This is a genomic window from Vibrio sp. SS-MA-C1-2 (genome assembly GCF_021513135.1).
Lineage (GTDB): Bacteria > Pseudomonadota > Gammaproteobacteria > Enterobacterales > Vibrionaceae.
In genome coordinates, this window is record NZ_CP090981.1 from 2,638,844 (window position 1) to 2,652,425 (window position 13,582).

Here is a 13,582-nt window from a genome sequence, read left to right on the forward strand (position 1 = left end):
TAAAAGGCTAAAAAGCCTTCTAGAGACAAGGTAAACGAACTGATATTGAAACTAAGCGCAGGATAGTGCTCTTTTTGAATTAGCTTTACAAGTTGTAAGTTCCTTACAATAATGCAGCCTATTTTTCCATTTTTGTCGATTAAGGATTTTTCTATAAAAATCAATAAGAAAATAATAAGGAGAGGTTATTGAGTAGATCAAGGTGGCAAGAGAAATAGAAAATTATCGTTATTTTAAGATAGAGGGCACCTTTCGCCCTCCTAATCGAGTGTACTTTTATACCTAAAATAATCGGAATTGCTAGTAGGCGGCAACTGAGTGAGTACAGCGAACAACCTAGAGACTTCAACTATCAAGGGTGTCTTAGTTTTTTTTCACCAAGCCATAGTTAAAAGCATACTGTATTAACTCTGCACTTGTTTTTGCATCAATTAATTTCATCATGGAATATTTATGGAACTCAACGGTTCGAGAGGAGATAAATAGCTCTTCAGCAACTTGACGAGCAGACTTCCCTTGCGCTAACAATTGCAAAACACTTAGCTGACGCGCGGTTAAAACTGGCTTATCTTCATTTAAGCTGAGATTAATCGCTTTCGAGATATAACGTTGACCATTTAATACTGCAGTAACTGCAGCCACCAGCTCTTCTCCAGCTTGATGTTTTAAGATATACCCATTAGCTCCGGCGGCTAAAGCGCCTTCTGCGTATTCCACTTCATCATGCATGGTTAAACAGATCGTTTTCAGCTCTTTAAAATCACGCTTTAATCTTGCAACCGCAGCAATACCCGTCATTCCCGGCATATTAATGTCGGTAATAACTAGATCCGGCTTATGCTCTTTGACCAACTTCACCAACTCTTCACCATCTTTTGCAATTGCAATAATCTTATGTTGCGGCTCTAAAAGGCTAGCAATACCTTGAGCGACTAACAGGTGATCGTCGGCTAAAATTAAATTACTCATAAAGATCCTTATCAAGCGGTATTTCTATTCTCACTGTAAACCCTTCATTTGGCTCGCTTTCAAACAGGGCTTTACCATTAAATTGCTGCGCACGCTCAGTCATACTCACTAAGCCGAGTTGACCATGTTTATTAAGATTTGCTAAATCGGCACCGATCCCGTCATCACACACTTCAAATAACAAGAGATCATCGAGAAGTTCAAACGTAACAAAGACATTACTTGCTTTGGCATACTTTGCGATATTATTCAGCGACTCTTGTAATATTCGATAAATATTTAACTTCACTACCAATTTTAATTGTGGCACAGCTTTAATCATACTGTGTATTTTAAAGGGTTTTAATTGTTCAACACGGCGACATTCCGCTTTCAATGCCGCAACTAACCCCAAGTCTTCTAAAATGGCTGGATGAAGTGAACGAGATAGTTCTTGCATATCTTTCGCCACGACTTGGATTTCTGAACGCAAATCTTTCAACTCTTCAACATCAATGGTGTTATTTTCAGCTCGATTAATCACCGCACCGGCTTTAATAGTAAGAAATGCCATATGTTGAGAAAAGTTATCGTGTAGTTCTCTCGACAATGCTCTTCTTTCCGTTTCTTGATTTTCCATTAACTGCCGAGAGAGTTGAACGAGCTTTTCTTGTTGTTCTTCTGTTTTTAACCATAAATTATAATGTTCAATTTTTGCTGCAAGGTATTCACCAAATGTTTTAAGTCGTTCAATGACCCCTTTCTCCCAATGATCATGTTCATAGAATCGACTCACGGCTAATGCCCCCCAGATCTTCCCTCTAAACGATAAAGGTAAAACTAAGTGTGCAATGACGCCTTCCATCTGAGCGACTTTAAACTCTTCTTCACTCATTAAATCTTTAGGTGAATGATCAACACAAACCATTCCGCCTTTAAGTATCGTATTTAAGTAAATACCATTGGTGTCTGGTATCAGGGTGATAATTGGAGTACTGATCTCATCTCTGGCACTAACATACATATTCTTTAACTGGTTATCGCCTGTCAATTGGATCATGGACATACGATCAACAGCAAACATATCTAATAACTCATGAAGGACCGACTTTATTTTTGTTACTGTATCTTTCATCTCTATTTCTAAGAAGCCATTAGAGATTGAAGTGAAATACTTTTCAACTTCATTTAACTCTGTATCAACCCAACTTTTTTTATCTTTCATATACACGCCTAGAAACCCTTTTTATTGATACAGAAAAACAGATATGGAATATTTTCTTTAAATATAACACTAAAAAACACGCTTATACTCTTCTTACTTGAATTCGCTAGGTTGTTGGCTACACGCGTTTGCCGCCGACTAGCAACTCCAATGACTTTGGGTATATACCCAAAATAAATCGAGTTAATTTAAATTATAACTATCACCATAACTCGCCAAATAGTGAATTGAACTTACGCCAATCCAACCATTTAATTATTAAACAGACAAACTCAAAAATAACAAGCCTCAATCAATTGTTTTATAACATTAAATAAATAACTAGTAATACTCCTAGTAGTCATTAGAATTAATTATATCTATGATATATCCCATAGTTTTTGCTTTACCTAGATCAATCTAATCACTTGAAAAATGTTAGATTTTAAACTTATCAATAAGAGATTATTTTAATTTATCTATATTAATCTTTTTATTTTCATAAAGATCTTAGTAAACAATAAGGATTTTATTTGCAAATACTTATTATCACTTAAATTGATACATCTCATTTAAGTTAAATAGTTAAGTTTACATATCTATATCTAAAATAATTGGTTGCCAGATAAATATATACCCAAAGTCATTGGCGCGGCTAGTCGGCGGCAAGCAAGTGAGGCCCCATGAGTATAGGTGCGCTATATGATTGAGGCGAGCGAGCGTAGCCAACAACCTAGCAACGTCAAGTAAGAAGGGTATAGATATGTAATACCTTTTAAATAATCCTATCGATTATATGTTGAAGAGTTCATTATGAAGCATACAGATTTAAGTCTTGTCCCATTTTTTATTACGATAATGGAAGAGCATAGCCTTTCTCGTGCCGCTGCACGTATGAATATTAGCCAGCCAGCAGTCAGTGCCGCATTAAAAAAGTTGCGTGATGTTTATAAAGATCCACTTTTTAACCGTACTAATTACGGTGTTGAACCAACAAACTATGCGTTAGATATTTATCCTATGCTTTTAGCCGTAATGGATAACTACACATCGACGATTCCAACGCTGCGTCAATTTAATGCGTTACAGTCTAACCGCGTATTTAATATTGCAACGTTTAGTGCGTCGTACTTCTCGTTGATGCCAAAATTAGCGAAATCACTTAAACAAAATGCCCCTAATATCACGATTGAGACTCAGCCTCTTTTTACTGATAATTTAGAGACAAACTTAAGATTTCAAAAGCATGATCTTGCTATCTGCATTGAAAATCCAAGTCATGAAGCACTTTGTAGTGAAGTTATTCGATATGAAGAATTAGTGGTTGTCTATAATAATAATCATCCACGTATTAACGATTCTATTTCTGTAGAGCAGTTTATGGCTGAGCAGCATGTTGTTCACTCACAATGGGATCGTCGTGGTAGTCTTGCGAATGATTTGGATATTGAATTACTCAAGCAGCGTAATGTGACATGGCGTGCAAAAGAGACAACAGAACTACTTTCTATTATTGAAAACTCAGAACTGATTGGCTTAGTCACTAAAGAAGTTGCTGAAAAATTCTGCTCAGTCTTTAACTTAAAATATACTAAATCGCCATTGGGGTTAGATAACATCCCTGTCTCGATGATTTGGCATCCTTCCCGTAGCAATGATCTTGCTCATAAGTGGTTACGTGAACAGTTACGTGGTTTAGAACAAGCTAAAGATTCATCCATTGATGATATCTACCAATACCAAGCACCGGTTGTTTAACTCATTGCTAAAAATAGCTTGAAAGAACAATTTAAACCCCGTTGTTCTATCCCTGAAATAATTGGAGTGGCTAGTAGGCGGCAAGTGAATGAGGCCTCATGAGTATAGGTGTACTCTATGATTGGGGTGAACGAGCGACGCCAACAACCTAACCGATTCAAGTATGAGGGTATAAATAACTCTTCTTATTAGCTGGCATCGTGACGAATCATCACGATACTGGCTTTTTCTCTTTGCTAAGAAATCACTTCTCCCTAGCCACCATTTATCATTATTTTAACATTTCCTTAAAACAAAATGTTATATGTAATAATTTTTAGTTACTTTTAATAAAACCTGATTCCCCTATATTACCTCTATCTAAACTTTTATTTACTCATTTTATTTGTAATTTAAAGCAGATACCTAAAGCAATTGGAGTGACGAGCAGACAGCAAGGGAGTGAAACCCCATAAGTATAGATTGACTATATGATTAGGGCGAACAAACGCAGCCAACAACCTAGCGACTTCAAGATAATAAAGGGATATCAGCTTTAAAGGATATGACGTAACACCAGAAGGGAATCTAATGTCTACTTTTCTATTATTAAATCTATTTGTCTTTGCAGGACTTCTATTTCTGCTTAATAAACAACAACGTAAATCAGCAACCTTATCGCGACTCGTTTTATTAGGTGTCGTTGCGGGTAGTGGTTATGGTCTTTTACTCCAATTCTTCTATGCTGACTCGCCAGAAGTGATTAAACAATCATTGGCTTGGACGAACGTTGTTGGACAGGGCTATGTTGGTTTACTGAAAATGATTATCATGCCTTTGGTATTGATATCAATGATTTCAGCGGTGGTTAAACTTGAAAAGAGTTCTTCTCTTGGCAAGATCAGTGGATTAACGATTGGAGTACTTTTAACGACAACAGCAATCTCTGCTGCGGTCGGTATCGCAGTCACTTACTTATTTGATCTTTCTGCAGCAGGTATGACCGAAGGTGCTAGAGAAGCAGCTCGTGCATCAGCACTGGAAAGTCGTTTAGGCTCAGTCAGTGACCTCACTATTCCTCAAATGTTAGTCAGCTTTATTCCAACTAACCCATTTGCAGACTTAACCGGTGCCCGTTCGACGTCTATTATTGCTGTTGTTATCTTTGGTATTCTAGTCGGTATTGCAGCCCTTAAAGTCAGCAGTGAGCGTGAAGAGTTTGCTAAACCTATTCGTCAGTTTGTTGATGTTGCTCAATCTATTGTTATGCGTCTTGTTAAGATGATTATGGCAGTAACACCATACGGCGTGATGGCGTTAATGACAAAAGTCGTTGCAACATCAAGCATGGCTGACATCATGAACCTGTTAAGCTTTATTGTTGCCTCTTATGTTGCTATTGCATTAATGTTCCTTGTCCATGGCTTCCTTGTCTCTTTAGTCGGTGTCACACCGAAAGAGTACTTTAAGAAAATCTGGCCAGTATTAACATTCGCATTTACTTCACGTAGTAGTGCGGCAACGATTCCATTAAACGTAGAAGCTCAAATCAATAAATTAAATGTACCGCCTGCGATTGCAAATTTATCAGCAACATTTGGGGCTACAATTGGTCAAAATGGTTGTGCGGGCATCTACCCTGCAATGTTAGCAGTGATGGTCGCACCAACGGTGGGTATCAACCCATTCGACATTAGCTTCCTATTATCATTAATTGCTATTATTACTATCAGTTCATTTGGTATCGCCGGTGTGGGTGGTGGTGCGACATTTGCTGCTCTTATCGTATTACCCGCAATGGGGCTACCAGTTACGATTGCTGCCCTACTTATCTCGATTGAACCTCTTATCGACATGGCGCGTACGGCTTTGAATGTAAGTGGCGCAATGACAGCGGGTACGCTAACCAGCCGAATTTTGAAAACCAAAGAGAAATTCAGCAGTAAGTTAGCAACTCAAAAAAGTTAAGTTAAGGTGAATAACCCATTAATTTAATAGAGATATAACAAGAGGGAATAATATTATTCACGACTGATGATTGGATAATGTTATCAAACTCAACATATAATGAGAAAGCCGGATTATACTTAATGATAAACAAGTATATTCCGGCTTTTTTTCTATTTGTCTTCAGTTAAGTAACTAGGTATTTGTCTTCAATAAAGTAGCTAGATAACGCAAAAGATAAGCTAACAAACTTTATGGTATTTTTCTTTTATGTCTGAACTAGAATCACTTAAAGCATCAATTTCTGAAAGAAAAATCCGCTTAGGTTTAATTATACTGATTGCTTCCCTATCCGCGTATTATCTTACTGTTCTCTATCACGCATTAACACCGAAGGTCTCTCCCGCTTACCAAGCTTATTACCTCAAGAAAGAGACACTCTTTTGGCAAACTGACCGCACAAATTTAGGGCTACAACTTCCCCTAAATAAAGACATTTCCCTTATTTCAGATAATCCTTTTCTTTCTCGGCAAGGTTGGAACAAAAAAGAACAAAAAACATTCCGCACATTAAAGAGTGATGGCGGGATCTATTTTTATTTAACTGAGTTACCAAAATCCAATATCATGATTACCTTAACCACGATAGAACGACAGCAATCACCCATTGCATTAGCATTCATTCAATCGAATGTAACCCAGGTAACATCACAGCTTCAGCCAATCAAAGGCAATAACTTAGTACTAAAAGCTGAGATACCTTTATCAAAGTTAACTCAATTAGATATCTCTAATTTAACAGAAATATTCTATCTAAAACTAGAAACGAAAAAACCATTGAAGCTATCGACAATTAAATTTACGACGCTCCCACTATCGACAACAACAGGAATCCATCAGCATGGTCAATAAAGAGAACTATAGCCTTTCTATTCTGGTTCCCGTCTATAATGAACAACAAGGTATTGCCCCTTTTCTTGAGGCAATTAATGACCGTTTAGCGACGATTCGTGACCACATAGATATTGTCTTTATCAATGACGGCAGCCAAGATCAAACCCGACAAGTGATCGAAGAGTTTATCACCCAAGATGATTCGATCTCATTAGTGAATTTAGCGCGTAATTTTGGTAAAGAAGCAGCGATGACTGCCGGTCTCGATTATGTTCAAGGTGATGCGGCGGTGCTGATTGATGTCGATCTTCAAGATCCACCAGAACTCATTTTACAATTTGTCGATCGATGGCTACAAGGCGATTGCGATACCGTTTATGGTGTACGAGTAGATCGTTCTGCCGATACTTGGCTCAAACGTCAAACGGCGGGGGGTTTTATAAAGTCTTCAATATGTTAGCTAGTGAAACTAAAATCCCTGAGAATGTCGGTGATTTTCGCTTAATTGACCGTAAAGTTATCGAAGCCATGAAACAACTTCCTGAGCGCAACCGTTTTATGAAAGGGTTACTCGCCTGGTCGGCTTTTCGTTGTGTCGGTATCCCTTTTGAACGACCTGAACGCAACGTTGGGGAGAGTAAATTTAACTATTGGAAGCTGTGGAATTTCGCTATCGATGGTATTTTTAGTTTTACCGCATGGCCGTTAAGAATCTGGAGCTTTATTGGTGGTGCTATCTCCTTAGGTGCATTTATTTTAATGATGGTCTTTTTAATTGAAGCGATATTCTTTGATATCAAAACACCCGGTTATGCATCAACCATTGTCGTTGTGCTTTTTTTAGGTGGGATTCAATTGCTTTCATTAGGGGTCATTGGCAGTTACTTAAGTAAGATGTTTATTGAACTCAAACAACGTCCTATTTACTTAATCGAGGGCATTTATGGGCGTTATAATCAAAAGAAGACTAAATCATCTAACACCAAAGAGCAGATCGAGAATAAAGAGCGAGATGATGACTAAATTTTTTGATCTAAAAGCTTTCTGGCAGCTCAATCGATTTGCATTCATTGGCGGTCTTTCGACACTTGTCCATCTCTCTATCGTTAAACTTTATTTTCACTTTATCCCTTCTGTTTCAGAATATACTGCGAATATTGCGGCGTTTTCAGTGGCTTTTTTTGTCTCCTATTTTGGTCATCGTTACATTACATTTAATAAAGCAGGTTCATTTTGGCGTTTTTTGCTCGTGGCACTGTTGGGCTTTTTAGTGAATAATTTAATTCTGACTGGGTTATTACAGGCTCAACTGGTTTCAGGTTGGCTATCTGTCACTATCTCGACTCTCTGTATGCCAATTATTATCTTTATTTTAGCCAAAGTTTGGGTGTTTAAGTCATGATAAATCCTAATCCAAATTACCCTCGTCCGCCTAAAAGTTTAAGTCATCAAGAGGTGAAGGAGAGCCCTCCGCGACGAATTTCTCGAGAGTTATTCTTTACAATTGTATCTGCCTATCTATTAAGTCGCATCGCTCTCTATTTTATTGGTTTAACTGGCGTTGAAGTTTTTGGTACCCCTGACCAAGCTAATTTTATTAATGGCGAGTTAATTTCTGTTCAACACCTTTTTCAAACGGTTTGTCGTTTTGATTGTGTCTGGTTTCAACGTATTATTGAACATGGTTATGACACTCATCCTCAATGGTTACGACATGAAAATGGGGCAAATTGGGCGTTTATGCCGCTATATCCTTTATTGGCCTCGTTTGTTGCAAAAATAGTGGGTGATACCGCTTTAGCGTTAATTATCGTCACTAACCTCTTTTTTATCGCCAGCCTGTTTGTTATTACACTGACGCTTCAGCAATTAAAATTCACCATCAAAAGTATTAAGTTCGCGATCTGGTTTATCGTATTTTCCCCTTATACCGTCTACTCGATGAGTGGTTATACTGAGCCGATGTTTATCACTTTTGTCTCAGCACTTTTTTTATTTTGTTATCAACGTCAATGGTTATGGGTGGCTGTTTTTGGTTGTTTAGCGGCGGTAACTCGTAACTTAGGGGTCATGTTAGTCTTCCCTGTTTTATGGATTGCCATTAGTTTTTATGGCATTAACGCTTTTCTGCAATTTTCTACGCAAGCCATCAAGATCATTGCCGTACTTTGGGTTATTCCACTGGGCTTTTTCAGCTATATGCTTTATCTCTACTATTTAACAGGCGATGGATTGGCATTTGGTCATATTCAAATAGCTTGGGGGCGAGAACTTCATGGCCCTATTTATTGGTTAAGTTATGGCTTTGAACGTGGTGGTGCTAAACTTTATCTTGCTCTAGCATCAATTATCGGACTCAGTTTAAATCTATATCTGGTGGTAAAAAGGTTTTATGCTGAAGCGATATTTATGTTTATAGCGTTGATCTTGCCGTTATCTTCAGGCGTGAATGCGATGCCTCGTTATATCTTTGGGCTATACCCTGCTTTTTTGGCTATTATTTTATTGGTAGAACAAAGATCAAAACTAACAACACCTCTACTCTGTATTGGTAGTGTTATCAGTGGATTTATCACTATCGCTTTTTTTACTCATCAATTTTTTGCTGTTTAAGTCACTTGGTTTCAAGAAGACCGAGAATCATATAAATTCTGATTCTTCTCGCAATATCAAAAACCGAATTTACATAACAAAATGGCAACACCCTCTGGTATGATATTGTCATAACTTATACTTATCTTATAGGATGTTAGATGCATAATATTGTTTTTTTAGATCGAAAAACCATTCCAGAGTTCATTTCAATTCCAACGCCTGAATTTGAACATCATTGGCAAGCATTTGACAAAACCTCACCCAATCAAGTCATTGAGCGAGCAAAAGATGCCACAATTATTATCACCAATAAAGTCATCTTAAATCGTGAGTTGATTGAGCAGCTACCTCATTTACAGATGATTGCAATTGCTGCAACAGGAACCAATAATGTCGATTTAGCTTATTGTGCAGAAAAAGGCATTGCCGTTTCAAACATTCGTGGCTATGCCGATAAAACAGTTCCCGAACATGTCGTGGCGATGATTTTTGCCCTACGCCGAAATTTACTCGCTTATCACAACGACATCAAGAATCAACAGATTTGGCAACAGTGTGAACAGTTTTGCTTTTTCACTCATCCGATTAAAGATGTGGCCAACTCGACACTTGGAATTATCGGCAGTGGGAGTTTAGGTTCAGCCATTAAAGTGTTAGCAACCGCTTTGGGTATGAAGGTACTCTTTGCAGAGAGAAAAGGTGCAACTTCATGTCGTGAGGGTTATCTGCCATTTGAACAAGTTCTCGCTGAGTCAGATATATTGACACTTCACTGCCCACTAACTGAAAGCACAACAAACTTAATCGACACTGCAGAATTCTCACAAATGAAACCTGAAGCCATTTTAATTAACACTGGACGTGGCGGGTTGGTCAACGAAACGGCATTAGTTGAAGCATTAAAGAGTGGCATTATCGCGGGAGCGGGTGTCGATGTTTTTACTCAAGAGCCTGCCCCCAATGATAATATTTTAGTCCAAAATGCCGATTTACCGAACTTGATTTTGACACCACATGTCGCTTGGGGATCGGAGTCTGCAATTACGACGTTAGTTAATCAATTAATCAGCAATATCACTGCATTTGTTGAAGGTAAAGAGCAGAATCGAGTGTAATATTTCAATATATACGTTCAATAATTTGAGTTATTAACAAGCGAAAAGCCAGTAAGAGAAGTCCCAATCATATAGGTATAGTATATGATTGGGGTGAATGAGCGACACCATTACAGTTATAAAATAAAGCCTAGCAGCTTCAAATATCGAAGGGATAAAACATATTTAAAGTTTCTTTGACTATTCACCTCTCAAAATAACTGCGTATAATCAAGTTCATACCCCCTTTTGATAATAAGCCCTTTTAAAATATGCTCACTACCCCGTATAAATGGATTTCACAGTACCTTTTCGGTTTCTTTTTTGCTTATGGCGTTTATCTGCCTTTTTGGTCGATTTGGTTTGAAGGTCAGGGGGTTTCGCCTTCAGATATCGGGATTTTAATTGGTACGGGTTTTGCCACCCGTTGTCTATCAAATATGGTATTAACGCCTCGCCTTCATAAATTTGAAACGATTATTCCTGCGCTTCGATGGTTAAGTATTTTGAGCTTTATTGTCATTGGTTGTCATCTGTTTATTAGTGGCAGTTTCTGGTTAATGATGCTGGCAACGATTATTTTTGGCTTTTTATGTGGCCCAGCGATGCCATTAATGGATGCGTTAACCAATTATTATAATCGCTTAAATATTCTCGATTATGGTCGTACCCGCTTATGGGGATCAATTGCCTTTATTGTCGGTTCGACAGCAGTGGGCTTTTTGGTCAAACATTATGGTACAGATATGATTATCTATACGGCAATGGTCGGTTTTCTATTTGCTATTATTATTAGTTTTATGAAGATCTCACCAGCACCCGTATCTGCTCCTCTTGAGAATAGTGATTCCATAAAACTATCTACACTACTGAAAGAGCCTAGGACCTTACGTTTTCTTCTTTTGATTTCCTTGATACAAGGGAGCCATGCCGCTTTTTATAGCTTTAGTTCTATTCATTGGCATGCGGCGGGTCACTCGTCTGAAATCATCGGGTTTCTTTGGGGATTAGGCGTCGTTGCTGAAATATCTCTCTTTATGTATGGTAAGCACCTACTGACTCGTTTCTCAATTAATACCCTATTTACTATTGCTTCAATTGGCGTAATGGTTCGTTGGGGATTAACCGCATCAACGACTAATTTATCAGCATTGATCATTATCCAACTCCTTCATGGTGTCACATTTGCGATGGCGCATATTGCGGCAATTAAATATATTCAACTCGAGCAAGAGAGCAAAACAGTTCCGCTTCAAGCGCTTTATAATGCCATTCCATTGGGTGCATTTATGGCGGCAATGACAGCGATTAGCGGTTGGGGATATCAATTATGGGGAGCGAATATCTTTTGGTTAATGGCTGCAATGGGGTTTGCTTCTCTGTTTGTGCGTCTTAAACAGCCACAACAACAGGCGACTACAGAGTAAAGGGGTCTCCCTGTACTTCAAAGACATCAATTAAATTAACATAAAATAAAACTCAAAAGTAAGACTTCGGACATAATGAAATCGTTCAATATTTAAACAGTGCAATGATTATGTTAGACTTTGAAAATAATTATGTAGGAGCTAAAAACCATGAGAAGTGAAATGATAGGTACCAATATAGATCATAAAACTAAAATTGCATTTACCACTATTTGTGATGAAATTGGTTTAACTCCTTCTGAGGTCATTAAGCTATTTGCCCATACCGTTATTAAGCAAGGAAAAATTCCTTTTGATGTAGAGTTAAATAAACCAAATCGAGACACAATCGCTGCAATACATGAACTAACTTCAGGTAAAGGACATAAAGCAAATTCTATTGATGATTTAATGAATGGATAAAAAAAACAATTTATTTTATTGAGTTCTCTACTCAATTTAAAAAAGATTTCAAAAAGATTGTAAAGCTACCAATACAAGAAGTTCTAGAAATTGGGGGAATTATCTCGCAACTCCAAAGAGGTGATGTTTTAGATGTAAAATATGTCGACCACCCTCTTTCTGGTAATTGGAGTCAATTTCGTGACTGCCATATCAGAGCGGATTTAGTTCTTATTTATAGAATAGATAATAATACCTTACAGTTAGCTAGGATAGGTTCCCATAGTGACCTGTTTTAATTAAAAATAGTCTTCTCTTCTCAAAATAATTGGAGTTGCTAGTAGGCGACAGTGAGCGAGGTCCCATGAATGTAGGTGTACTACATGATTGGGGCGAACGAGTGTAGCCAACAACCTAGCAACTTCAAGTAAGAAGGGTATAACGATTATTACTTATGCACACAAGTACCCGCAGTTTCTGCAAGAACATCTAAGCTCTGCTCTAAAGCACCAATATAGGCACGACCGCCGAAATTAGCAAAATCACAAACCGCTTCGACTTTAGGTCCCATCGATCCTGCTGGGAATTCATGCTTACTTAACTCTTCGCTAGAAACAACACCCAACGCTTTCTGAGAAGGCTTACCCCAATCAAGATAAACCGCATCTGCATCGGTTAAAATAAGTAACTTGTCAGCATTAAGCTGTTTGGCCAGTAACGTTGCCGCTAAATCTTTATCGATAACCCCTTCAACACCTCTGAAAGTAGACCCTTCACGGCATACTGGAATACCACCACCACCACAACAGATTACCATTTGGCCCGCTGTTAATAGCGCATCAATAGAAGGCTTATCAACAATCGCCATTGGTTTAGGTGAAGCAACGACACGGCGCATATATTCGCCATCTGCTTTCATGATCCAGTGGTTTTTCTCCGCTGCAACATTGGCATCTTCTTTGTTATAAACTTGTCCAATAAACTTCGTTGGATCAAGCATGCTTGGATCTTGAGGATCCACCTCGATACGAGTCAAAATAGTTGCAACAGGCGTTGCTGGTAACAAGTTTTGCAACTCTTGAGCCAGCATATAACCGATCATGCCCTCACTTTCAGCACCGAGTACATCTAATGGATAGGGTGCAACTTTATCATAAGCTAAATTTTGTAGTGCTAATAAGCCAACTTGAGGGCCATTACCATGAACGACGGCAACATTGTAATCTTCTGAAATCTTAGCAATAGCTTGTGCAGCAATTTTGATATTTTCTAATTGGTTTTCAAAAGTCGGTGCATCACCACGACGTAACAGTGCATTACCACCTAAAGCCACAACAACGGTCTGTTTCATATCT

Annotated in this window: 14 protein-coding genes; 11 read left to right on the forward strand and 3 right to left on the reverse strand. The window is 38.1% G+C overall.

The window, feature by feature from the left end:
• Window positions 1-363: 363 nt before the first annotated feature.
• Together L0B53_RS16335 and L0B53_RS16340 are read right to left on the reverse strand one after the other, a co-directional pair.
• Entirely contained in the window at window positions 364-969 is a 606-nt protein-coding gene (locus tag L0B53_RS16335) for a response regulator transcription factor (protein WP_235060657.1), read from the reverse strand.
• A complete protein-coding gene (locus L0B53_RS16340; RefSeq protein ID WP_235060658.1) occupies window positions 962-2,173 on the reverse strand; it encodes a GAF domain-containing sensor histidine kinase in 1,212 nt (403 codons plus the stop codon). Before L0B53_RS16340 ends, L0B53_RS16335 begins: the two co-directional genes overlap by 8 nt.
• Before the next feature lie 792 nt (window positions 2,174-2,965).
• Here L0B53_RS16340 and L0B53_RS16345 point away from each other — a divergent pair.
• The 11 genes from L0B53_RS16345 (at window position 2,966) to L0B53_RS16395 (ending at window position 12,526) form a co-directional block, all read left to right on the forward strand.
• Window positions 2,966-3,910: a LysR family transcriptional regulator gene (locus L0B53_RS16345; protein ID WP_235060659.1), complete on the forward strand. Its 945-nt coding sequence runs from the start codon at window positions 2,966-2,968 to the stop codon at window positions 3,908-3,910.
• Window positions 3,911-4,480: 570 nt separating this feature from the next.
• Window positions 4,481-5,857, forward strand: coding sequence for an L-cystine transporter (locus L0B53_RS16350; protein ID WP_235060660.1), 1,377 nt, complete (start codon window positions 4,481-4,483; stop codon window positions 5,855-5,857).
• 249 nt (window positions 5,858-6,106) lie between these two features.
• Window positions 6,107-6,748, forward strand: a complete 642-nt coding sequence (locus L0B53_RS16355) for a hypothetical protein (protein WP_235060661.1) — start codon at window positions 6,107-6,109, stop codon at window positions 6,746-6,748.
• Complete coding sequence (locus tag L0B53_RS16360) at window positions 6,738-7,190, forward strand: glycosyltransferase family 2 protein (protein WP_235060662.1); 453 nt, start codon at window positions 6,738-6,740, stop codon at window positions 7,188-7,190. Before L0B53_RS16355 ends, L0B53_RS16360 begins: the two co-directional genes overlap by 11 nt.
• Window positions 7,184-7,753: a hypothetical protein gene (locus L0B53_RS16365; protein WP_235060663.1), complete on the forward strand. Its 570-nt coding sequence runs from the start codon at window positions 7,184-7,186 to the stop codon at window positions 7,751-7,753. The genes L0B53_RS16360 and L0B53_RS16365 overlap by 7 nt, the downstream gene beginning before the upstream one ends.
• Window positions 7,743-8,132 (forward strand): GtrA family protein, encoded by a 390-nt coding sequence (locus tag L0B53_RS16370; protein WP_235060664.1) that lies wholly within the window; start codon window positions 7,743-7,745, stop codon window positions 8,130-8,132. Before L0B53_RS16365 ends, L0B53_RS16370 begins: the two co-directional genes overlap by 11 nt.
• Window positions 8,129-9,343, forward strand: coding sequence for a hypothetical protein (locus L0B53_RS16375; protein ID WP_235060665.1), 1,215 nt, complete (start codon window positions 8,129-8,131; stop codon window positions 9,341-9,343). The genes L0B53_RS16370 and L0B53_RS16375 overlap by 4 nt, the downstream gene beginning before the upstream one ends.
• Window positions 9,344-9,483: 140 nt before the next feature.
• Window positions 9,484-10,440: a D-2-hydroxyacid dehydrogenase gene (locus L0B53_RS16380; protein WP_235060666.1), complete on the forward strand. Its 957-nt coding sequence runs from the start codon at window positions 9,484-9,486 to the stop codon at window positions 10,438-10,440.
• 251 nt (window positions 10,441-10,691) lie between these two features.
• Entirely contained in the window at window positions 10,692-11,846 is a 1,155-nt protein-coding gene (locus tag L0B53_RS16385) for a 3-phenylpropionate MFS transporter (RefSeq protein ID WP_235060667.1), read from the forward strand.
• 150 nt (window positions 11,847-11,996) lie between these two features.
• Window positions 11,997-12,248: a type II toxin-antitoxin system RelB/DinJ family antitoxin gene (locus L0B53_RS16390; protein WP_235060668.1), complete on the forward strand. Its 252-nt coding sequence runs from the start codon at window positions 11,997-11,999 to the stop codon at window positions 12,246-12,248.
• 8 nt (window positions 12,249-12,256) lie between these two features.
• Complete coding sequence (locus L0B53_RS16395) at window positions 12,257-12,526, forward strand: type II toxin-antitoxin system YafQ family toxin (RefSeq protein WP_235062276.1); 270 nt, start codon at window positions 12,257-12,259, stop codon at window positions 12,524-12,526.
• Window positions 12,527-12,675: 149 nt separating this feature from the next.
• On the opposite strand, the gene arcC is transcribed toward L0B53_RS16395, so the two are convergent.
• Window positions 12,676-13,578 (reverse strand): carbamate kinase, encoded by a 903-nt coding sequence (gene arcC, locus L0B53_RS16400; protein WP_235060669.1) that lies wholly within the window; start codon window positions 13,576-13,578, stop codon window positions 12,676-12,678.
• Window positions 13,579-13,582 lie beyond the last annotated feature (4 nt).